The organism is Streptomyces sp. NPDC060366 (assembly GCF_042725135.1).
GTDB lineage: Bacteria > Actinomycetota > Actinomycetes > Streptomycetales > Streptomycetaceae > Streptomyces.
In genome coordinates, this window is the sequence record NZ_JBHXDC010000004.1 from 198,233 (window position 1) to 219,461 (window position 21,229).

Annotated in this window: 18 protein-coding genes; 11 read left to right on the forward strand and 7 right to left on the reverse strand. The window is 70.8% G+C overall.

Annotated features, from left to right (window positions below):
- From ACFWHU_RS13515 to ACFWHU_RS13535, 5 genes are all read left to right on the forward strand, one after another.
- A complete protein-coding gene (locus ACFWHU_RS13515) occupies positions 1–2,031 on the forward strand; it encodes a copper resistance CopC/CopD family protein (protein WP_387224975.1) in 2,031 nt (676 codons plus the stop codon).
- A gap of 94 nt (positions 2,032–2,125) precedes the next feature.
- Complete coding sequence (gene efeB / locus ACFWHU_RS13520; RefSeq protein ID WP_387225143.1) at positions 2,126–3,352, forward strand: iron uptake transporter deferrochelatase/peroxidase subunit; 1,227 nt, start codon at positions 2,126–2,128, stop codon at positions 3,350–3,352.
- Between the two features lie 110 nt (positions 3,353–3,462).
- The gene (gene pheA / locus ACFWHU_RS13525) at positions 3,463–4,398 is read left to right on the forward strand and encodes a prephenate dehydratase (RefSeq protein ID WP_385791853.1); all 936 of its coding nucleotides are present in this window, start codon (positions 3,463–3,465) and stop codon (positions 4,396–4,398) included.
- A gap of 549 nt (positions 4,399–4,947) precedes the next feature.
- Complete coding sequence (gene serS / locus ACFWHU_RS13530; RefSeq protein ID WP_387224977.1) at positions 4,948–6,237, forward strand: serine--tRNA ligase; 1,290 nt, start codon at positions 4,948–4,950, stop codon at positions 6,235–6,237.
- On the forward strand, positions 6,234–7,067 hold the full coding sequence (locus tag ACFWHU_RS13535; RefSeq protein ID WP_385791856.1) for an HAD family hydrolase: 834 nt from the start codon (positions 6,234–6,236) through the stop codon (positions 7,065–7,067). Before serS ends, ACFWHU_RS13535 begins: the two co-directional genes overlap by 4 nt.
- Before the next feature lie 273 nt (positions 7,068–7,340).
- Here ACFWHU_RS13535 and ACFWHU_RS13540 read toward each other — a convergent pair whose 3' ends face one another.
- From ACFWHU_RS13540 to ACFWHU_RS13560, 5 genes are all read right to left on the reverse strand, one after another.
- Positions 7,341–7,973: an NADPH-dependent F420 reductase gene (locus ACFWHU_RS13540; RefSeq protein WP_385791858.1), complete on the reverse strand. Its 633-nt coding sequence runs from the start codon at positions 7,971–7,973 to the stop codon at positions 7,341–7,343.
- A 213-nt stretch (positions 7,974–8,186) separates the two neighbouring features.
- Complete coding sequence (locus tag ACFWHU_RS13545) at positions 8,187–8,906, reverse strand: ABC transporter permease (RefSeq protein ID WP_385791860.1); 720 nt, start codon at positions 8,904–8,906, stop codon at positions 8,187–8,189.
- A gap of 27 nt (positions 8,907–8,933) precedes the next feature.
- On the reverse strand, positions 8,934–9,845 hold the full coding sequence (locus tag ACFWHU_RS13550) for an ABC transporter ATP-binding protein (RefSeq protein ID WP_385791862.1): 912 nt from the start codon (positions 9,843–9,845) through the stop codon (positions 8,934–8,936).
- Positions 9,842–10,723, reverse strand: coding sequence for an ABC transporter permease (locus ACFWHU_RS13555; protein ID WP_387224979.1), 882 nt, complete (start codon positions 10,721–10,723; stop codon positions 9,842–9,844). Before ACFWHU_RS13555 ends, ACFWHU_RS13550 begins: the two co-directional genes overlap by 4 nt.
- A complete protein-coding gene (locus ACFWHU_RS13560) occupies positions 10,713–11,774 on the reverse strand; it encodes an ABC transporter ATP-binding protein (protein WP_385791867.1) in 1,062 nt (353 codons plus the stop codon). Before ACFWHU_RS13560 ends, ACFWHU_RS13555 begins: the two co-directional genes overlap by 11 nt.
- 253 nt (positions 11,775–12,027) lie before the next feature.
- Between ACFWHU_RS13560 and ACFWHU_RS13565 the strand changes: the two genes are divergently transcribed.
- The 5 genes from ACFWHU_RS13565 to ACFWHU_RS13585 all read left to right on the forward strand — a co-directional run bounded on the left by ACFWHU_RS13565 (position 12,028) and on the right by ACFWHU_RS13585 (position 17,433).
- On the forward strand, positions 12,028–12,876 hold the full coding sequence (locus ACFWHU_RS13565; RefSeq protein WP_385791869.1) for a M24 family metallopeptidase: 849 nt from the start codon (positions 12,028–12,030) through the stop codon (positions 12,874–12,876).
- Positions 12,876–14,789, forward strand: a complete 1,914-nt coding sequence (locus ACFWHU_RS13570; RefSeq protein WP_385791871.1) for an SDR family oxidoreductase — start codon at positions 12,876–12,878, stop codon at positions 14,787–14,789. The genes ACFWHU_RS13565 and ACFWHU_RS13570 overlap by 1 nt, the downstream gene beginning before the upstream one ends.
- Positions 14,786–15,724, forward strand: coding sequence for a metal-dependent hydrolase (locus tag ACFWHU_RS13575; protein WP_387224983.1), 939 nt, complete (start codon positions 14,786–14,788; stop codon positions 15,722–15,724). Before ACFWHU_RS13570 ends, ACFWHU_RS13575 begins: the two co-directional genes overlap by 4 nt.
- 3 nt (positions 15,725–15,727) lie before the next feature.
- Positions 15,728–16,672: a MerR family transcriptional regulator gene (locus tag ACFWHU_RS13580; protein WP_387224984.1), complete on the forward strand. Its 945-nt coding sequence runs from the start codon at positions 15,728–15,730 to the stop codon at positions 16,670–16,672.
- Positions 16,673–16,857: 185 nt separating this feature from the next.
- The gene (locus ACFWHU_RS13585) at positions 16,858–17,433 is read left to right on the forward strand and encodes an RNA 2'-phosphotransferase (RefSeq protein WP_387224986.1); all 576 of its coding nucleotides are present in this window, start codon (positions 16,858–16,860) and stop codon (positions 17,431–17,433) included.
- Here ACFWHU_RS13585 and ACFWHU_RS13590 read toward each other — a convergent pair.
- On the reverse strand, positions 17,423–18,316 hold the full coding sequence (locus ACFWHU_RS13590; RefSeq protein WP_387224989.1) for an LLM class flavin-dependent oxidoreductase: 894 nt from the start codon (positions 18,314–18,316) through the stop codon (positions 17,423–17,425). The two genes, ACFWHU_RS13585 and ACFWHU_RS13590, sit on opposite strands and share 11 nt — an antisense overlap.
- Before the next feature lie 232 nt (positions 18,317–18,548).
- On the opposite strand from ACFWHU_RS13590, the gene ACFWHU_RS13595 reads away from it, so the two are divergent.
- Positions 18,549–19,415 carry an HAD family hydrolase gene (locus ACFWHU_RS13595; RefSeq protein WP_387224990.1) on the forward strand — a complete coding sequence of 289 codons (867 nt, stop codon included), beginning with the start codon at positions 18,549–18,551 and terminating at the stop codon, positions 19,413–19,415.
- Positions 19,416–19,424: 9 nt separating this feature from the next.
- Here ACFWHU_RS13595 and ACFWHU_RS13600 read toward each other — a convergent pair whose 3' ends face one another.
- Positions 19,425–21,218: a GAF domain-containing sensor histidine kinase gene (locus ACFWHU_RS13600; protein WP_387224992.1), complete on the reverse strand. Its 1,794-nt coding sequence runs from the start codon at positions 21,216–21,218 to the stop codon at positions 19,425–19,427.
- Between the last annotated feature and the right edge of the window lie 11 nt (positions 21,219–21,229).

Consider the following 21,229-nt stretch of genomic DNA (forward strand, 5'->3'; position numbering starts at 1 on the left):
ATGACGGCCACCGCCCCCCGCATACGGCAGCTCCCGCTCATACGGGTGCTGTTCGTCACCGCCGTACTCGTCTGCGGCCTCTTCGGCACCCTTTCCGGTACAGCGTCGGCGCACGCCGCGCTGACCGGGAGCGATCCGAAGGACGGGGCGGTGGTCGACGTCGCCCCCAAGGACGTCACGCTCACCTTCTCCGAACAGATCGCCATGGGCGACAACTCCATCCGGGTCCTCGACCCCAGCAGCAAGCGCGTCGACGTCGCGAAGATGCGCGATCTGAGCGGCGGCGGCACGGTGCGCTACGCCGTCGACCTGAAGCCCGGGCTGCCGGACGGCACGTACACCGTCGCCTGGCAGGCGGTCTCCGCCGACAGCCACCCCGTCTCGGGCGCGTTCACCTTCTCCATCGGGGCGCCCTCGGAGACCACGGCCATCGTGCCCGACCAGGAGGCCGGCGGCGGACTGGTCGGCACCCTCTACGACACGGTGCGCTACCTGTCGTACGCCGGGTTCGTCCTGCTCGTCGGCGGGGCCGCCTTCATCCTCGCGTGCTGGCAACGCGGCGCGTCCGTACGGCCGCTGCAACGGCTCGTCGTCGGCGGCTGGGTCACCCTGACCGCGGCGACGCTCGTCCTCCTACTACTGCGGACTCCGTACACCGGGTCCGGCAAGCTGGGCGACGCGTTCGACCTCGGCGGGCTCGCGGACGTACTGGACACCAAGACGGGGGCCGCGCTCGTCTCGCGGCTGCTGCTGCTCGGCGCGGCGGCGCTCTTCATAGCGGTGCTGTTCGGCGCGTACGCGAAGCGCGTGACGGAGACGGAATCCGAGGCGGAATCCGGGACCGAGGCGGAATCCGGGACGGACGACGGGGAGGGCTCGGGCGGCGCGGGCTCGGGCTCCGAGGCGCAGAAGGCGAAGGCCGACCTCACCTTCGGACTTGGCCTGGGCGGCACGGTCGTCGCCGCCGGGATCGCCGGGACATGGGCACTGTCCGAGCACGCGTCGACCGGGATCCAGACCGGTCTCGCCATGCCTCTCGACGTGCTGCACCTGCTGGCCGTGGCGGCCTGGCTCGGCGGCCTCGTGTCGCTGCTGACCGCGCTCCACCGGACGCCGGACATCGAACGCGCCGCCGTGCGACGCTTCTCCCGGATCGCCTTCACCAGCGTCGTCGTGCTGGCCGTGACCGGGCTCTACCAGGCGTGGCGGCAGGTCGGCTCCTGGTCCGCGCTGACCGACACGGGGTACGGGCAGCTCCTGCTGGCCAAGGTCGCGCTGATCGCCGTACTGCTCTGTGCCGCCTGGTTCTCACGGCGCTGGACGGGGCTGCTCGGCGAGCGGACGACGACCGGGACGGAAGCCGGGGCGGAGGCCGAAGCGGAACCGGAAGCCGAGGAGGCGGAAGCCGAGGCCGGTGACGAGGCCGGGGACAGCGCCGGCGAAGCGTCCGATCCCGAGCGCGCCGCTCAACTCGCCCGTCAGCGGACGGCGTTGGCCACGGCCCGCAAGAAGCAGGTCCGCGACGCCGACACCGAGCGGTCCGGGCTGCGCCGCTCCGTACTGATAGAGGCGTGCGTCGCCCTCGTGGTGCTCGCCGTCACGACCGCGCTGACGGGCACCGAGCCGGGACGTACGCAGGAGCAGGAGGCCGGCAGGCCGGGCACCGAGGCCGCCGCGCCCGCCCCCGCCCGCCCCATCAACCTCACCGAGCCCTTCGACACCGGCGGCGCGAACGGCAAGGGCACCGTACGGCTCACCCTCGACCCCGCCCGCTCCGGCAACAACCTCATGCACGTGTGGATCGACGACCCGGCCGGCAAGCCGATGGACGTGCCCGAGGTGAAGGTCGCGTACACCCTGAAGTCCGAGCAGATCGGCCCGCTCCCGATCGTGCCCGAGCGCCTCGCACCGGGACACTGGAGCGCGAGCTCCGTACAGATCCCGATGCCCGGCGACTGGCATCTACAGGTGACGGTGCGGACCTCGGACATCGACCAGACGACCATCGAGAAGAACGTGAAGATCGGCTGACTTCGTGAGCGACACCCGTACGACCAGCGACACCGACACCGACGGAACCGACGCCGGCTCCCCCGGTGCGGACGGCGCAGGCACCGCTCCCGCGATCTCGCGGCGGCGGCTGCTCGGTACGGCCGGCGCGGCAGGCGCCGCCGGGCTCGTCGCGGGGGCGGCCGGGGGGAGCGCCACGTACGCCGCCACCCGCGCCGACGAGCCGACCGCGCTCAGTACGGTCGGCTCGGCCACCGCGGCCTTCCACGGCGCCCACCAGGCCGGCATCACCTCCCCGATGCAGGCGCGCGGCCATCTGGTCGCCCTCGACCTCACGCCCGGCGCCGGGCGCAAGGAGGCCGCCGCGCTGCTGCGCCGCTGGTCCCGGACCGCGCGGCGGCTGATGGCGGGCGAACCGGCCGGAGAGCGCGACACGGGCATCGCGCTGGACGCGGGGCCTTCCGCGCTGACGGTCACCTTCGGCTTCGGCCGGACCTTCTTCGACCGTACGAAGCTGGTCGCCCGGCGCCCCTCGGCGCTCGACCCGCTGCCGGCCTTCTCCGCCGACCAGCTCGACGCCCGCCGCAGCGACGGCGATCTGTGGGTACAGGTCGGCTCGGACGACGCGCTCGTCGCCTTCCACGCGCTGCGCGCCCTTCTCAAGGAGGCGGGCGACGCGGCGCAGGTGCGGTGGCAGATGAACGGCTTCAACCGCTCGCCCGGCGCCACCTCCCGTCCGATGACCGCCCGCAATCTGATGGGCCAGATCGACGGCACCGGCAACCCCAAGCCGGAGGAACCCGACTTCGACCGGCGGATCTTCGTCCCGGCGAAGCCGCCGGCCGGCACGCCGGACTGGATGGCGGGCGGCTCGTACGCCGTCGTACGCCGGATCCGGATGCTGCTCGACGACTGGGAGGCCCTGTCGGTCGGCCGCCAGGAACTCGTCATCGGCCGCCGCAAGTCCGACGGCGCCCCCCTCACCGGCGGTGCGGAGACGACCGAGCTCGACCTCGACAGGACGGGCCCGGACGGCAGGCTCGTCATCCCGGACAACGCGCACGCCCGGATCTCGGCGCCGGAGCAGAACGGCGGTGCCGCGATGCTGCGCCGTCCCTTCTCCTTCCACGACGGGATCGCGGCGGACGGCACCCCCGACGCGGGCCTGCTGTTCATCTGCTGGCAGGCCGATCCGCTGAGGGGTTTCGTGCCGGTGCAACGCAAGCTCGACCGGGGGGACGCGCTGTCGGCGTTCGTCCGGCACGAGGCGAGCGGCCTGTACGCGGTGCCGGGCGGGGCGCGGGAGGGCGAGTACGTGGGCCAGCGGCTGCTGGAGTCCTGAGCGGGGGTACGCGGCCGGGAGTCCTCGGCGGCGGTCCCGGGGCGTCCGCGGTCGTCCGCGGTCGTCCGCGGCCGTCGGCGGCCGTCCGCCGGTCGGACTAAAGTGACCACATGTCGGCCACGCGCTATACGTACCTCGGCCCCGAGGGCACCTTCACCGAAGCCGCCCTCCGTACCCTTCCGGAAGCCGCCACGCGGGAGCTGGTCCCGATGGTCTCGGTGCCCGCGGCCCTCGATGCCGTACGGCACGGGGACGCCGCGGCAGCCCTCGTACCGATCGAGAACTCGGTGGAGGGCGGCGTCACCGCGACCCTCGACGAACTCGCGTCGGGCGAGCCCCTGATGATCTACCGCGAGGTGGTGCTGCCGATCGCCTTCGCGCTGCTCGTCAGGCCTGGGACGGCACTGTCCGACATCAAGACGGTGACCGGTCATCCGGTGGCGCAGCCGCAGGTGCGCAACTGGCTGCGGGCCCATCTCCCGAACGCGCTGTGGGAGTCGGCCGCGTCGAACGCGGACGGCGCGCGGCTGGTCCAGGAGGGCCGGTTCGACGCCGCCTTCGCGGGCGAGTTCGCGGCGGCGACGTACGGGCTGGAGGCCCTGGTCACCGAGATCCACGACGCCGAGAACGCGGAGACGCGCTTCGTCCTGGTGGGCAGGCCCGCGCGCCCGTCTGCGCCGACCGGCGCGGACAAGACGTCGGTCGTGGTCTGGCTCGGCGAGGACCATCCGGGCGCGCTGCTCGAACTGCTCCAGGAGTTCGCCGTACGCGGGGTCAACCTGATGCTCATCCAGTCGCGGCCGACGGGAGCGGGCATCGGCAACTACTGCTTCGCCGTGGACGCCGAGGGCCACATCGCGGACCGTCGCGTGGGCGAGGCGCTGATGGGGCTGAAGCGGATCAGCCCCAAGGTGCGTTTCCTGGGGTCGTACCCGAGGGCGGGGGTGGCGCCGGAGGACGTACGGCGGCTGCGCGCGGGGACGTCGGACGCGGAGTTCATGGACGCCGCCGACTGGCTGGCCCGTAGCCAGGACGGCCGGGTCTGAGGCCGATGGGGGCAGCGGTCGGCCCGCTGTCCCCAAAGTTATCCACAGGCTGGTCGGTCCCCCTGGGGACAAGTCGACAGTGTCGGCCGACATGGTCGACAAATCGGCTCAGTCACCACACTTCCGTCCACAGGTCGCCAGGTGGCCCGTGTCATCCCAATTCCGTTGATCAACTCGTTAGAGGGATCAAGTCCCACCCGAAGGAGGGCGTGAAGCGGGTTTAAGGGGGGAATCCTCCCGCCCTCACATGGGCTTTCACCGCGACCTCGCTCCCGATCCACAGATTCCCCACACAGCCTGTGGATAACTTTCGGAACCAGTGCGACTCTGTGGACAACGTCGACCCAAGTACCGTGCGCCGCAAGGGAAATGGGTCAACGGACGACCTATCGATGCCCCATTCCGGGGATTTGGCCGCCCGTTATTGACGGAGGCGCCTCTTCCTATTCACGCTTCCCTCACCCTCGCCAATTGCGGCAATTCAGACAAAGCGCCACACGCTGAAATATGGGGTGGGGTGCCGGAAGCGTGCACCGGTAGCCTGGTGGGGTGATTGACCTTCGCCTGCTCCGAGACGACCCCGACCGTGTCCGCGCCTCGCAGCGCGCCCGTGGAGAGGACGTGGCCGTCGTCGACGCCCTGCTCTCCGCCGACGAGCGGCGCAGGGCCTCCGGCGTCCGCTTCGACGAGCTGCGTTCCGAGCAGAAGACGCTCGGCAAGCTGGTGCCCAAGGCCACGGGCGACGAGAAGACGGAGCTGCTGGCCCGCACGCGGGAGCTCTCCGCGGCCGTCAAGGCGGCCGACGTGGCGCAGCACGAGGCCGACGAGGAGGCAAGGCGGCTGCTCCTGCAACTCGGCAACATCGTGCACCCGGACGTGCCCGTGGGCGGCGAGGAGGACTTCGTCGTCCTCGAAACGATCGGCACTCCCCGCGACTTCGGCGCCGAGGGCTTCGAGCCCAAGGACCATCTGGAGCTCGGCGAGTCGCTCGGCGCCATCGACATGGAGCGCGGCGCGAAGGTCTCCGGTTCGCGCTTCTACTACCTGACGGGCGTCGGCGCCCTGCTCGAACTCGCCCTGGTGAACGCGGCGATCGCGCAGGCGACCGAGGCGGGCTTCGTGCCGATGCTCACTCCCGCGCTGGTGCGCCCGCGCGCGATGGAGGGCACGGGCTTCCTCGGCCAGGCCGCCGAGAACGTGTACCACCTGGAGAAGGACGACTACTACCTGGTCGGTACGTCGGAGGTGCCCCTCGCCGCGTACCACATGGACGAGATCATCGAGGCCGACAAGCTGCCCCTGCGGTACGCGGGGTTCTCGCCGTGCTTCCGCCGCGAGGCGGGTACGTACGGCAAGGACACCCGCGGCATCTTCCGGGTGCACCAGTTCGACAAGGTCGAGATGTTCTCGTACGTCGACCCGGCGGACGCCGAGGCCGAGCACACGCGGCTGCTGGAGTGGGAGAAGCAGTGGCTGGCCGGCCTCGGGCTGCCCTTCCAGGTGATCGACGTGGCCACGGGCGACCTGGGGGCCTCGGCCTCGCGCAAGTTCGACTGCGAGGCGTGGATCCCGACGCAGGGCAAGTACCGCGAGCTGACGTCCGCCTCCAACTGCGACGGTTTCCAGGCGCGCCGGCTCTCCGTACGGATGCGGGTGTCGCGGGACGGCAAGCAGCAGGTGAAGCCGCTCGCGACGCTGAACGGCACGCTCTGCGCCGTACCGCGCACGATCGTGGCACTGCTGGAGAATCACCAGCAGGCCGACGGTTCGGTGTGGGTGCCCGAGGTGCTCCGTCCGTATCTGGGCGGGCGCGAGACGCTGGAGCCGATCGCCAAGTGAGCTCCGCCGCCGCCTCCGCCGCTTCCGCCTTCCCGTACAAGCTCGTCGCGACCGACCTCGACGGGACGCTGCTGGGCGAGGACCACGCCGTCTCCGCGCGTACGCGTGACGCGCTCGCCGCCGCCACGGCGGCGGGCGCCGCGCACATCATCGTCACGGGGCGGGCCGTGCCGTGGACTCGGAGCATCCTCGACGACCTCGGGTACGACGGGTTGGCGGTCTGCGGCCAGGGCGCGCAGGTTTACCACGCGGGCGAGCACAGACTGCTGACGTCGGTGACGCTGGACCGGCAGGTGGCCGCTCTCGCGGTGTCGAAGATCGAGGCGGAGGTCGGCCCGCTGGCGCTCGCCGCGAGCCGTGACGGTCTGGACGGTGATGTCCTGATCGGGCCCGGCTACCGCGTCCAGGACGGTCCGCTGCCCGCGCTGTTCCTCGACGATCCCGCCGAGATGTGGACGGCGCCGATCAACAAGGTCTACATCCAGCATCCGGAGCTGAGCGACGACGCGTTGGCGAAGGTCGCGCAGGAGACTGTCGGCGGCATGGTCGCCGTGGTGATGGCGGGGCCGGGCGTCGTGGAGATCCTGCCGCTGGGTCTGAGCAAGGCGACGGGGCTCTCGCTGGCCGCGCGGCGGCTCGGTGTGACGGCGGCCGACACGATCGCGTTCGGCGACATGCCCAACGACATCCCGATGTTCGGGTGGGCGCGGCACGGCGTGGCGATGGCCAACGCGCACGAGCGGCTGAAGGCCGTGGCGGACGAGATCACCGCGTCGAACGACGAGGACGGTATCGCCGTGGTGCTGGAGAGGCTGCTTCAGCCGCACTGACGCGCGCGTGCGTCGCGGTGGGGCGTGCTCATGGGAGTGGGGAGGGGGCGGTCCACGCGCGAACGCGCGCTCGAAGCGACCGCCCCCTTGGGCGGGTCACCGTCGGCTGCACGGAGCGGAAGTGGTTACTCCGGTGCCGGGCCGGGACTGCCCTGTCGGGAACCCGACGGACTCGGATTACCGGTCATCGCCGCGCTCCTCTCCCGGTTCAGTGGTACCTGACATCACCACTGTCCCCCCGCGGGGGGCTGAGCGCCAGCGATTTACTTCGGGCTACTTCGCGGCCGTTTTCGACGGTACGACCTTGATGTTGAAGGTGTACGTCCCGAGGGCGCCCGCGATGCCCATGAACAGCAGCGCGAAGTGCTCCTGCCCGCGCGCCGTCTCGATGCCGCCCAGGTCCAGCCGGGAGCCGACGGGCCAGCCCAGGTCCCCCAGCAGCGCGCCGACCTCGGCCTTCGCACCGGCGTCGTCGCCGGAGAGGAAGACCGTGCTCTCGCCGCTCAGCCCGCCCGGATCGACCATCGCGGCGGAGTCCATCGTGGCAAGCGTCTTGACGACCCTGGTGTCCGGGAGCGCCCGCTGAAGCTGTTCGCCGATGCTGGAGTTGGGGTGGGCCAGCGCCATGTCGTCGGTGAGGCCCACCGCGATGTCCAGGAGGATCCTGCCGGCGAGTCGCTCCCTCAGTTCACCGAGCAGTTCCAGGGACACGGTGCCGGGGGTGGCGTTGACGACGATCCCGCCGTGCTCCACCGCCTCGGTCAACCCGGCCACCGGCAGGCCGAGTTCTCTGTCGGCGGCGGCCTTGGGGTCGCGTGAGCCGAGCACGACGTCGTGACCCGCGGCGGCCGCTCCGGCGGCCACCGCGCGGGCGACATAACCTGTTCCGAGAAATCCGATTCGCATGGTTGTGACGCTAGGCGCGGCATCCGGGCAGGTCATCGGGCATTGGGACCAGAACGGGCCACTGATAACCGCTTGCGCCCTAGGCGTATCCGTACGCCGGACCTAGGTCAGAAGTTCCGGGCGGGAGCGGGGCGTACGTACGGAGGCGGCCCCCACCCGGATCGGGCAGGGGCCGCCTCCGTACGGAAGAGATGCCGTCGGGCCGGACCGGACTCACTCGTCGCCGGCGAGCGTCAGCGTCCGCAGCTTCTGGCCCGCGTACCAGGTCGCGACGATCGTCACGCCGGCCAGCAGCACGACCGCCAGCGGCAGTCCGACCTCGGATGTGATCATGCCGTCTCCGCCGGTCTTCTCGGCGACCGCCAGGGACCACTGCTGGACGCTGAGCGTGCGCGCGCCGGCGATCAGGCTGCCGAAGAGCGTCTCCCACACCAGCGCGTAGACGAGGCCGATGACGACCGCGTGGCGGCTGACCGTGCCGAGCAGCAGGAACAGCGCGCTGTAGGCGATGGAGGCGACCAGCGCGGCGATGGTGTAGGACACCGCGATCTGCTGGCCGTTGCCGTTGAGGATGTATCCGGCGATGAAGGTGGGGATCGCGGAGAACGCCATGGTCACGGAGATCGCGACGATCAGCTTGGTGAAGATGATCGTCGGCCGCTTCACCGGCTTGGCCAGCAGGTAGACGATCGATCCGTCGTCGATCTCCGGGCCGATGGCGCCCGTTCCGGCGATCACGCCGATCAGCGGGATCATCGTGGCGAGGGCGAAGCCGCCCAGGACGTCCGAGGCGATCTGGTCGTCCACGCCGTTGAAGGTCCGCACGGCCACGGCGATGAGGATCAGCAGGGCCGGCAGGATGAAGAGGACGGCGGCCCGGCGCCGGCCGAGCAGGGCCCGGTAGGTGAGCCGGGCGACTGTGGGGTGGTACATGGACGTCACAGCTCCTTGTCAGGCCGCTCAGGCCGCTACGAGGTACGAGAAGACCGATTCGAGGGACTCGTCGGACGGCGAGACGGTGAGCAGGCGGATGGAGTGCTCACGGGCGACCCTCGGCAGCAGCTCGGTGAAGCGCCCGAAGTCGACGGCCTGGATGCGCAGCGCGCCCTCGGTGACGTCGACCTCGATACCGGCCGTGGACGGGTCGGCGATCAGCGCGGCGGCCAGGGTGCGGTCGTCGCTGGACCGTACGAGATAGCGGTGCGGCCGGTCGGTCATCAGGCGGCGGATCTTGCGGAAGTCGCCGGACGCGGCGTGCCTGCCGGCGACGATCACCTCGATGTGCGCGGCGAGCTGCTCGACCTCCTCAAGGATGTGCGAGGAGAACAGGACGGTGCGGCCGGAGTCGCCCATCCGCCGCAGCAGGTCCATCAGTTGCATGCGCTGGCGGGGGTCCATGCCGTTGAAGGGCTCGTCGAGGAGCAGCACGGACGGTTCGTGGACAAGCGCGGACGCCATCTTCACGCGCTGCCGCATGCCCTTGCTGTACGTGCCGATCTTGCGGTCCTGCGCGTACTCCATCTCGACGGTGGCGAGTGCCTTCTGCGCCTCCTTCTTACCGAGGCCGTGCAGTTCGGCGTTGGCGACGACGAAGTCGAGCCCGGTGAGGAAGTCGTACATCCCTTCCCGCTCGGGGACGATGCCGATCTTGCGGTAGACGGACTCGTTGCGCCAGATCTGGTCGCCGTCGAGGGTGACGCTTCCGTTGGAGGGTGACAGGAACCCGGCCATCATGTTGATGAGCGTGGACTTGCCCGCGCCGTTCGGTCCGAGCAGTCCGGTGACGCCGGGGCCGACGGTCATCGTCACGTCGTTGACGGCGACCACGTTGCCGAACCAGCGTGACGCGTGCTCGATGTTGATGGTGGTCACAGCCCGACCTTCCGGTAACGGCGCATGAGGACGGCGTACGAGCCGAGGATGAGCGCGAGAACGACCAGCAGATAGATGACGCCGACACCGGCCGATGGACCGGCCTCGCCGGGGAACGACGAGGTGGCGCCGAGGAACGCGGTCTGTACGCCGTCGATGAGCGTGATGGGCGAGAAGAGGCCGATCCACTGGACGGCACTGTCCGAACCGGTGCCGAAGGCGATCGCCTGGACGGTGGAGACGGCGCCGTAGGTGATGGTCAGCGTGGCGATCACGGCGGCGACGCCGAAGCCGCGGCGCGGGGTGAGGGCGGCCATCACCAGGCCGAGTCCGCCGAAGAGCATTGACAGCAGCGCCACGGAGACGAGTCCCTGGCCGAAGCCCTTGGTCTGGTCGACGAAGTCCATCTTGGCGAGCAGCGAGCCGATGTAGAGGACCAGGAGCGGCGCGGCCGTCAGGACGAAGAGGGCGCAGGCCATGGCGCCGTACTTGGCGACGACGTAGTCGACGCGCTCGATGGGGCGCGAGAAGTACAGCGGCACCGTCTTGAACCGCAGGTCGCGGGAGACGCACTGGGGTGCCTGGGCGGCCAGGAAGAGCGCGATGACGGCCTGGAGGAAGATCGCGTACTGCGTATAGGGCACCGGCAGGGACTTGAGGTCCGTGCCGACGGCGAAAGCGACCATGATCGCCGCGGGCAGGCACATCACAGCGAACAGGATCATCGGCAGGATCTTGGACTTGCCGGAGCGGCCGAGGCCGTAGGAGCCGCGCAGGGACTGCGAGAAGAGGGAGCGGCGGGCATAGCCGCGGCCGAGCCTGGGGCCGTCGTAGTTGCGGTAGCCGATGTTGTGGATCTGGGTGAGGTCAGTGCTCATCGCTGCCGCCTCCCTTCTGAAGTGCGAGTTCCGCGGTGCCGGTCCCCGCCGGTACGGCCTGCGCGTCGGCGGCCGCCGACGCGGCGTCCTTCGCGCGGAAGACCTCGGCGATGTGGTGGCGGCGCTGTTCCATCCGTACGAGGCCGAGACCGAGGTCGGCGACGGTGTCGCGTACGACGTCGTACGTCTCCTCGCCCGTCGCCTCGATCAGCAGGATGTGGCCGGCGCCCGGCAGCCCGTCCTCCTCGCCCACGTGGAGCGAGAGTCCGGCGGCGGTGAGGGCCTCGCGCAGGGCGCGGGTGCCGTCGAGGTGGGTGTCGGTGTCGGTGACCTCGACGGCGAGCGTCGCCGTGGTCTGCGTGAAGTCACTCGTGGAGCTGGAGCGCAGCAGCTTGCCGCCGTCGATGACGACGACGTGGTCACAGGTGCGTTCGAGCTCGCCGAGGAGGTGCGAGGTCACGAGGACGGAGATGCCGAAGTCCGTGTACACACGGCGGATCAGATTGAGCATCTCGTCGCGGCCGACGGGGTCGAGACCGTTCGTCGGCTCGTCGAGGAGGACGAGTTTGGGGTCGTGGACCAGCGCCTGCGCGAGCTTGACGCGCTGCTTCATGCCGGTCGAGTACCCACCGATGGGGCGGTACCGCTCCTCGTACAGGCCGACGTGGCGCAGCGTGTCCGCGGTGCGTTCACGGGCGGCGGTCGGAGGGAGTCCGGACATGCGCGCCATGTGGACGACGAGTTCGGTCGCCGATACGTCGGGCGGCAGGCAGTCGTGCTCGGGCATGTATCCGACGCTCTCGCGGATGGCGGCGCCGCTGGTGGCGACGTCGAACCCGAGCACGGCGGCCCGGCCTTCCGTGGCGGGGGACAGACCCAGCAGGATCTTGATCATGGTGGACTTGCCGGCTCCGTTGGCACCCACCAGACCGGTCACACCCGGTCCGATGTCCAAGGAGAGCCGGTCAAGCGCGGTTACCCGGGGGAACCGCTTACTCAGGCCTTCAGTAGCGATCACAGTCACGTTTAAGACGGTAGTGGCGCACACCACAGCGGACGTCAGCCCTGACGGTTGTCTCGGGGTCCGTCTTGAGGTGTACAGACCCGTAAGGGCAGCGTCAAAAGTCAGTCCGAAGGTTCGGGGTGGGCCGGAATCGGGCTGTATCGGGCCGGAATTGGCGGGGAACGACCCCGATCGGGAGTTATCCACAGGCTGAGCGGGCCCCTTGACGCAGCCGTCGGACATTGTCACATTCATCAGTGTCAAGTTACGAACGCGTACCGCACACGGCACGGAGGGTGGCATGGCTTCAGCGGTGAGGGGCGAACAGGCCGCGGAGCTGCGGGGATTCAGATCCGTGCAGCGGCTGGCCTACGAGTGCGCCGAAGCCGTGGCCGCGCGCCTGCGGCCGGGTGTCACGGAGCGCGAGGCGGCCCGGATGCAGCGCGAGTGGCTGCGGGCGCGCGGCGTGCGCGACTGGTTCCATCTGCCCTTCGCCTGGTTCGGGGACCGCACGGCCTTCAAGGGGTTCCGGATCCCGCTCCAGTTCTTCCCCACCAACCGCAGGCTGGCGGAGGGCATGCCGTTCATCCTCGACCTGGCCCCGGTCCACCGGGGTTACACCGCCGATGTCGGCTACTCGGGCCGTCTGGGCCCCGGCCCCGACCCGCTGCACGACAAGCTGCTCGCGGATCTGCGGGCCCATCGCGACCTGCTGCTGCGCGAAGTGCGCGAGCGGCGCCCGCTGCGGGAGATATACGAGGACGTGGACCGGCTGATGGTGCGGCAGGGGTACGAGAACAGGCACCGGGCCTACCCCTTCGGGGTGATCGCCCACAAGATCGACCGCGTGAAGGACCGGCGCTGGTCACCGCGTGTCCTCGGCTTCGGTACGCAGTCGCTCAAGGGCCTGGCGAGCGACGCGCTGCACGGGCACCGGGACGGCTGGTCGCCCCTGTGGAGTCCGTACAGATTCTCCGACCACCCGCCGAGACCCGGGCTGTGGGCGGTCGAGCCGCACCTCGGATTCCGTGGCACGGGAGCCAAGTTCGAAGAGATCCTGGTGGTCACCGACTCCCGGGACCCGGCTCAGAGCGCGTTCTGGCTGGATGACGATCTGCCGCATGTGCGGCGTTGGGCGGAGGGTGCGTGATGTCGCTTCAGTCAGTTCCGTGGCCGGCCGGTGCGCGTGAGCGCAGGGTGCGCACGGGCGGGATCGATCTGTGCGTGGCCGAGCTGGGTGACCCGGCGCGTCCGACGGTCCTGCTCGTGCACGGCTATCCGGACAGCAAGGAGGTCTGGTCCCAGGTCGCCGCCCGGCTCGCCGGACGGTTCCATGTGGTGCTGTACGACGTGCGCGGGCACGGCGGTTCGACGGCGCCGAAGCCGCTGCGCGGCGGCTTCACCCTGGAGAAGCTGACGGACGACTTCCTGGCGGTGGCCGACGCGGTGAGCCCGCGCCGGCCGGTCCACCTGGTTGGGCACGACTGGGGGTCGGTGCAGGGCTGGGAGTTCGTGACCGTACGGCGTACGTCGGGCCGCATCGCCTCCTTCACCTCGATGTCGGGTCCGTCGCTCGACCACTTCGGGCACTGGATCAAGCGGCGGATGACCCGGCCCACCCCGCGCGCGGTGGGCCAGCTCCTCGGCCAGGGTGCCAAGTCCTGGTACGTGTACATGCTGCACACCCCGGTGCTGCCCGAGCTCGCCTGGCGCGGGCCGCTCGGAAAGCAGTGGCCGAAGATCCTTGAGCGGTTCGAGAAGGTGCCCTCGGGGCAAAAGCCCGCGAAGCCGGGCGGCGCGCAAGGGGAATCGGCGGGTGCGGACCGGGTCGACGCGTATCCGACCGCCTCGCTGCCGGACGACGCCGCGCACGGCGCCTGGCTCTACCGGGACAACATCCGCGCCCGGCTGCGCCGCCCCCGCGACGACGCGCACGCGCACGCACCCGTCCAGCTGATCACGCCGACCGGCGACGCCTTCCTCTCCGAGCGGCTCTACGACGACCTGGAGCGCTGGGTGCCCCAGCTGGTGCGCCGTACGCTCCCCGCCAAGCACTGGGTGCCCCGTACGCGACCGGATCAACTGGCCTCCTGGATCACCGAGTTCGTCAACGCCCACGAGCCCGACCCGGAGCCGGAGAGCGGGTCCGACGTCGTGGTGGCGATCGACACGGCCGGCAAGGCGCGCCGGGAGAGCCGGGCCCGTCGGGTGCGGGACCTGGTGCCGAGCGGCCCCTACGGGGAGCGGTTCGGCGGGCAGCTCGTCCTGGTGACCGGCGCCGCGAGCGGCATCGGGCGGGCCACCGCGTTCGCGTTCGCCGAGTCGGGCGCCCGGGTCGTCGCCGTGGACCGGGACGCCGAAGGGGTCGCCAGGACCGCCGAGATGGCCCGGCTGATCGGCGCACCGCGGGCGTGGGCGGAGACGGTAGACGTCAGCGACGAGCAGGCGATGGAGAAGCTGGCCGAGAAGGTCGCCACCGAGTACGGCACGGTGGACGTCCTGGTGAACAACGCGGGGATCGGGCTCTCGGGATCGTTCCTGGACACCACGAGCGAGGACTGGAAGAAGGTCCTGGACGTCAATCTCTGGGGTGTCATCCACGGCTGCCGGATATTCGGCGGACAGATGGCGGCCCGCGGCCAGGGCGGGCACATAGTCAACACCGCGTCGGCGGCGGCCTATCAGCCGTCGCGGGCGCTGCCCGCCTACAGCACGTCCAAGGCGGCGGTGCTGATGCTCAGCGAATGCCTGCGCGCCGAGCTGGCCGGACAGGGCATCGGGGTCACGGCCATCTGCCCCGGCTTCGTGAACACCAACATCGCGGCCACCGCGCGGTTCGCCGGAGTCTCGGCGGAGGAGGAGAAGCGACGACGGAGGAGAACGTCCCGGCTGTACGGGCTGCGCAACTATCCGCCGGAGAAGGTCGCCGACGCCGTCCTGCGGGCGGTCGTTCGCAACGAGGCCGTCGTACCGGTCACCCCGGAGGCCCGGGGAGCCCGGCTGCTGTCGCGCTTCGCGCCCAGGACACTGCGCGCGATCGCCCGTCTGGAGCCACCGCTGTGAACGCGTCGGCGAACGGTCGGGGACCGCTGGAGAACGCGCAGGCCCATGTGATCGCTCCCCGGCGGGTGTCGTTCGACTGGCGGGAGACCCCGCTGCACTGGATACCCGACGAGCCCACGGCCACGCACGTCATAAACGTCCTGCATCTGCTGCTCCCCGCGGGCGAGCGTTGGTTCGTCAAGGTCTTCAGGGAAGCTCTGCCGCTGGTCGAGGACCCGGTTCTCCTCAAGGACGTCAAGGGCTTCATGGGCCAGGAGGCGACGCACAGCGTGCAGCACGCGTATGTGCTGAACCACCTCGCGGAGCAGCGGCTGGACACCGCGCCGTACACCCGGCACGTCGACTATCTCTTCGAGATCCTTCTCGGCGAGAAGCCTCCTTTCGGGGTGCCGTGGCCCCAGCGCGAGTGGCTGCGGTTCCGGCTGGCGATCGTCGCCGCCATAGAGCAGTTCACGGCGGTCCTCGGGGACTGGGTGCTGCGCGCGGACGCGCTGGACCGGGCGGGGGCGGACGAGGTCATGCTCGACCTGCTGCGCTGGCACGGCGCCGAGGAGGTCGAACACCGGTCGGTGGCCTTCGACATGTACCAGCACTGCGGCGGCCCCGATCCGGTCCGCTACGCCCGCAGGCTGGAGACGATGGCCGTCACCGCCCCGGTGATGCTCTGGCTCTGGGGGTGGGGAGCGGCGTATCTGATCCGGCACGATCCGCAGCTCGCGGGCCGGCCGCGCTACTCGCTACGTGAGCACAACCGGGCCGTGGCTAAGGGCCTGTTGCCCACCTGGCGGGAGCTGGGCTCGGCGGTGCCCCGCTACTTCCGGCGGTCGTACCACCCCTCGCAGGAGGGTTCGCTCCGCAAGGCCGTCGACTATCTCGCGACCTCGCCCGCGGCCCGCGCGGCCGCCGGGGCGGTCGGCCGCGCCGCGCTGGGGTAGGGCGTGTCGGGGACCCCGGCGGACGGCCGGTACCGGATCGAGGACCTGGCGCACGCGAGCGGCGCCACGGTCCGGACCATCCGCGCCTACCAGGACCGTGGGCTGCTGCCCACCCCCGAGCGGCGGGGCAGGGCCAATATGTACGGGGACACGCATCTGGACCGGCTGCGGCAGATCGCGGACCTTCTCGACCGGGGCTACACGCTGGCCTCCATCAAGGAGTTGCTGGAGGCGTGGAACACCGGGCGGGGTCTCGGCGGGGTGCTCGGCCTGGTCGCCGAGGTGCACGGGCCGTGGACGGACGAGCACGCCGCCCGGATCACCCGCGCGGAGCTGGACGAGCGGTTCGGCGGCTCCCCCGACGACGCGGCGCTCGCCGAGGCGGTGGAGCTCGGGGTGCTGGAGCGGATCCCCGGGCGGGACGACGAATTCCTCGTACCGAGCCCTCAAGAGCTGGCGGTGGCGGCCGAGTTGTACTCGGCGGGGGTGCCGCTGACCGCGATCTCCGCCCATCTGCGGGAACTTCGCGGCCAGGTCGAGCACATCGCCGCGCGTTTCCTGGAGTTCACGACCGAGCACGTCTTCGCGCGGTATCTGGGGCATCACCCGCCGACGGACGCGGACGCGGCTGAGGCGGCGTCGCTCGTACGAAGGCTACGACCCCTCGCACGGCAGACCGTGGACGCCGAACTGGCGCGCGCCATGCGGCTGTTCGCGACCCGTCATCTCCAGCAGCACCTGATGGCCGAGGACCCGGAGCCGACGGGCGTGCCGACCCGTTCCGTACGGCTGCCGGCCGCCACGATCGACGCCGTACAAGCGCTGGTTGGCGAGGAGAGCGCCTCGGCGTTCATCGCGGCGGCGGCCGAACGGGAGCTGGGGGCAAGGACGTTGGACGCGCTGACCGCAACTCACAGACAGAACACTCAACTTGACCAAATAGGTTAATCCACCTGGCAGTTGTCCACAGAGTCGCCAAATAGCCTGTGGATAAACCGAGTTGACTGTGGATCAAACATTTCGGCACTGATCGTTTTCGGATCGGATCGAAGCACTTCGGACCGGGGCCGACGCTGCCGAGACCGGGCCGAAATGAGTGGCGAATGCCCGACACCACCGGGCACGCTGTGCGAATGACCACAACACGAACACCGGGCGCGGGAACACCCGACGAGCGTCGCACGGTGAAGGTGTCGAAATATCTCTCGAAGCACCTGCGCCACCAGCCCGAGCGGATCGGCCTGACGCTCGACCCGAACGGCTGGGTGGAGGTCGACGCGCTGCTCCGCGCCACGGCCGACCACCGCTTCCCCATCACCCGCGCCGAGCTGGAGCATGTCGTGGCCGTCAACGACAAACGGCGCTTCACCATCGAGGGCGAGAGGATCCGCGCCAACCAGGGCCACACGGTCGAGGTCGACCTGGACCTGCCGCCGGCCGAGCCGCCCGCGTACCTCTACCACGGCACCGTCGCCCGCAGCCTCGACGCGATCCGCGCCGAGGGCCTGCGGCCCATGAACCGCCACCACGTCCATCTCTCGCCCGACCGCGAGACGGCGACCCACGTCGGCGCGCGTCGCGGCCGGCCCGTGGTCCTGCCCGTGGACGCGGGCGCGATGCACCGCGACGGCCATGTCTTCCGGGTGAGCGCCAACGGCGTCTGGCTGGCCGACGCCGTACCGCCGGGCTACCTCCGCTTCAGCGGCTGAGCTGCGCGAGCCCTTCCGTGGCGATCCGCTCGAACAGGGCGGGATCCATCGCGAAATCGGAGTCGGGGATCGGCGCGTGCACCACGATCTCCGTGATCCCGAGCTCGAAGTGCCGTCCCGCGAAGTCCACGAACGCGTCGAACGAATCGAGCGGACGCCCCGGCGTGAAGCCGCTGAGCAGGATCTTCTCCAGACCGGCCGCGTCACGGCCGATCTCCGCGCACGCCTGACCGAGCCGGCCGATCTGTCCGCGGACCGCCTCCAGCGACTCCTCGGCCGTGCCCGACTCGAAGAGCTTCGGATCTCCCGTCGTCACCCAGGCCTGGCCGAGCGCCGCGGCCAGCCTCAGCCCGCGCGGCCCGGTGGCGGCGACGGCGAACGGCAGCCGCGGGCGCTGCACACACCCCGGAATGTCGCGGGCCTCGACCGCCGAGTAGAACGTCCCCTCGGCCGTCACCGCGTCCTGCGTCAGCAGCCGGTCGAGCAGTGTCACGAACTCCGCGAACCTGTCGGCACGTTCACGCGGCGACCAGGGCTCCTGTCCGAGCACCACGGCGTCGAAGCCCGTCCCGCCGGCCCCGATCCCGAGGGTGACCCGGCCGCCGGAGATGTCGTCCAGGGAGATCAGCTCCTTGGCGAGCGTCACCGGATGCCGGAAGTTCGGCGACGTCACCAGCGTGCCCAGCCGCAGCCGGGTGGTGGCGCCTGCGGCGGCCGTCAGGGTCGGGATCGCGCCGAACCACGGGCCGTCCCGGAAGGTGCGCCACGACAGATGGTCGTAGGTGTACGCCGCGTGAAAACCCAGCTCCTCGGCGCGCGACCACTCGTCGCGACCGCCCTCGTGCCAGCGGCGGACGGGAAGAATCACAGTGCTCAGACGCATGGCCCCGACCCTACGTGCCGCCTCCGACACCCTGTGCGGCGGGCGCCGAGGCAGGCGGTGCGGCAGGCGGTGCGGGGGGCGCCGAAGCAGGCGGTGCGGCGGGCGCCGAAGCAGGCGGTGCGGCAAGCATTCAGCGGGCATGACGGCAGGTGTGCCGCCCCTGTCGGCGTGAGGGCGCTCACATGTGCGATCCTCCGCACTCACGTGCACACCCGTGCGGGAGAATGGGCGGGTGACCTCAGCTAGCGAATCCCCGCTCCCCGCCCGCCCCCGGCTGATCGCCACCGATCTTGACGGAACGTTGCTGCACGACGACAAGACCGTCTCGGACCGCACGGTCGCCGCGCTCGCCGCCGCCGAGGAGGCCGGGATCGAGGTCTTCTTCGTCACCGGCAGGCCGGCCCGCTGGATGGGCGTCGTCAGCGACCATGTGCACCGGCACGGCCTCGCCATCTGCGCCAACGGCGCCGTCGTCGTCGATCTGCACGGCGGCGGGGAACTGGTCAAGGTCCGCGGGCTGGACCGGGCCGTCGCGCTCGAGGTCGTACAGGCGCTGCGGGACGCGGCGCCCGGCACCTCGTTCGCCGTCGAGAAGACGACGAGCTTCGACTACGAGCCGCGGTACCCGCCGTTCCTGGACGACCCGGGCGCGAACGTCGCCACCGCCGAGAAGCTTCTCCAGGAAGGCGGGCCGGGCGACGGCGATCCGGTCGTGAAGCTGCTGGCGCACCACCCGACCCTGACACCCGACGGTTTCCTGACGCTGGCCCGTACGGCCGCCGGGCACCTGGCCGCCTTCACCCGCTCCAGCCCCACCGCACTGCTCGAAGTCAGCGGCCTCGGGGTGAGCAAGGCGAGCACGCTGGCGCTCTGCTGCGCCGAGCGCGGTATCTCCTCCGACGAGGTCGTCGCGTTCGGGGACATGCCGAACGACGTGGAGATGCTGGCGTGGGCCGGTACGTCGTACGCGATGGGCAACGCGCATCCGGACGTGATCGCGGCGGCGTCCGGGCGCACCGTGGCCAACAACGAGGACGGTGTCGCCGTCGTCATCGAACGACTGGTGGCACGCGCGCGGGCGGATTCGGAGCAGGGCTGACGGCACGGTTCAGAGCGGGGCCTGCCAAGTCACCGTCGTACCGGCGCCGTCCTCGCCCAGTCCAGGGCCGACCTCGCTCGACCCGCCCAGCGACTCGGCGCGCCGGCGCAGATTCCGCAGCCCGCTGCGCCGCCGGTCGCCCTCCGGGATGCCCACGCCGTCGTCGGCGACCGACAGCCGGACGGCGGGCGTGCCGTCCGGCAGTGCGGCGCTCGCGTCCACCGTGACCTCGATACGGGAGGCCCGCGCGTGCCGGAAGGTGTTGGAGAGGGCTTCGCGCAGCGCCGCGATGAGGTTCTTGCCGGTGAGTTCGCCCACGGCCGAGTCGACCGCGCCGACGAAGCGATGTGCGGGCTTGAAGCCGAGCGGGACGGCCGCCATGTTGATCTCCCGCAGCACCCTGGTGCTCAGCCCGGACGGCGCCTCTGACGAGCCCTGCTGGAGCGCGAAGATGGCCGTACGGATCTCCTGGATGGTGACGTCCAGTTCGTCGACCGCCTTGCCGATGCCCGTACGCACCTCGGGCACGTCCGACTGCCGCTGCGCGGTCTCCAGCATCATCCCGGCGGCGAACAGGCGCTGGATGACCAGATCGTGCAGATCGCGGGCGATGCGGTCGCGGTCCTCGAACACCGCGAGCCGCTCCCTGTCGCGCTGTGCCTCGGCCATCATCAGCGCGAGGGCCGCCTGTGAGGCGAACTGGGTGGCGAGGGTGCGTTCCGAATCGGTGAAGGGACGGGCCCCGATCGCGCGCGGTGTCACGAGCACGCCGAGCACCCGGCCGTCGCTGTGCAGGGGCAGCACCATGGCCGGGCCGAAGTGGGCGGACTGCGGGGAGACCAGCCGCTGATCGGTGCTGGAGTCCTCGATGTACACGGACTCGCCGGCCAGCAGCTTGGCGACGATGGCGCTCCTTCCCGGGATCCGGGTGCCGACGGAGACGACCGGGGTGTCGGACGAGACGGCGACGATCTCCAGCCCCCCGTCGGACGTGGGCAGCAGGACGATGCCGGCGGCCGAGTCGGCGAGCTTGCGGGCCTGTTCGGCGACGACGGTGAGGGCGTGGTGGGCATGGTCGGCGTAATCGGTGCGCTCGGTGCGCTCGGTGCGCTCGGTGCTTTCCGTGCCGACGGGGTGTTCGAGGCGGCCGGAGTGGTCGGCCTCCTTGCCCGAGAGCAAGGCCGTCGTGACGGCGACCGACCCGTCGATCCACCGCTCACGTTGGCGGGCCGCCTCGTACAGCCGCGCGTTGCCGATGGCGAGGCCCGCCTCGGTCGCGAGCACCCGCGCCATGTGCTGGTCGTGGTCGGTGAATTCGGTGCCGTCGTGCTTCTCGGCGAGATAGAGATTCCCGAGCATCTCGCCCTGGACGCGGATGGGGACTCCGAGGAACGTCCGCATCGCCGGGTGGTGCGGGGGGAAACCGGCCGAGCGCTGATCGGTGGTGAGGTCGGTGAGCCGGATGGCTTCGGGGCGGCGGATCAGTTCGCCGAGCAGTCCGGTGTGGCCGTCCGGGCGGTGGCCGATCCGGCGGGCGACGTCCTCGTCGACGCCGTAGGTCACGAAGTCGGAGAGCCCGTCGCCCGTCTCGTCCACGACGCCGAGCGCCGCGTAGCGGGCGCCGACGAGCCGGGCCGCCGTCTCGCAGATCCGGTCGAGGGTGGAGTGCAGTTCGAGACCGGTGCCGACGGAGCGCATGGCTTCGAGGAGTTGCGGGACGCGGGCGGTCAGCTCGGTGGACTGGCCCTGGAGACGGCGCGCCGCGTCGCCCTCGGGGAAATTCTCGGGTTCGGGCGCCTTCATGCCCTTGACCC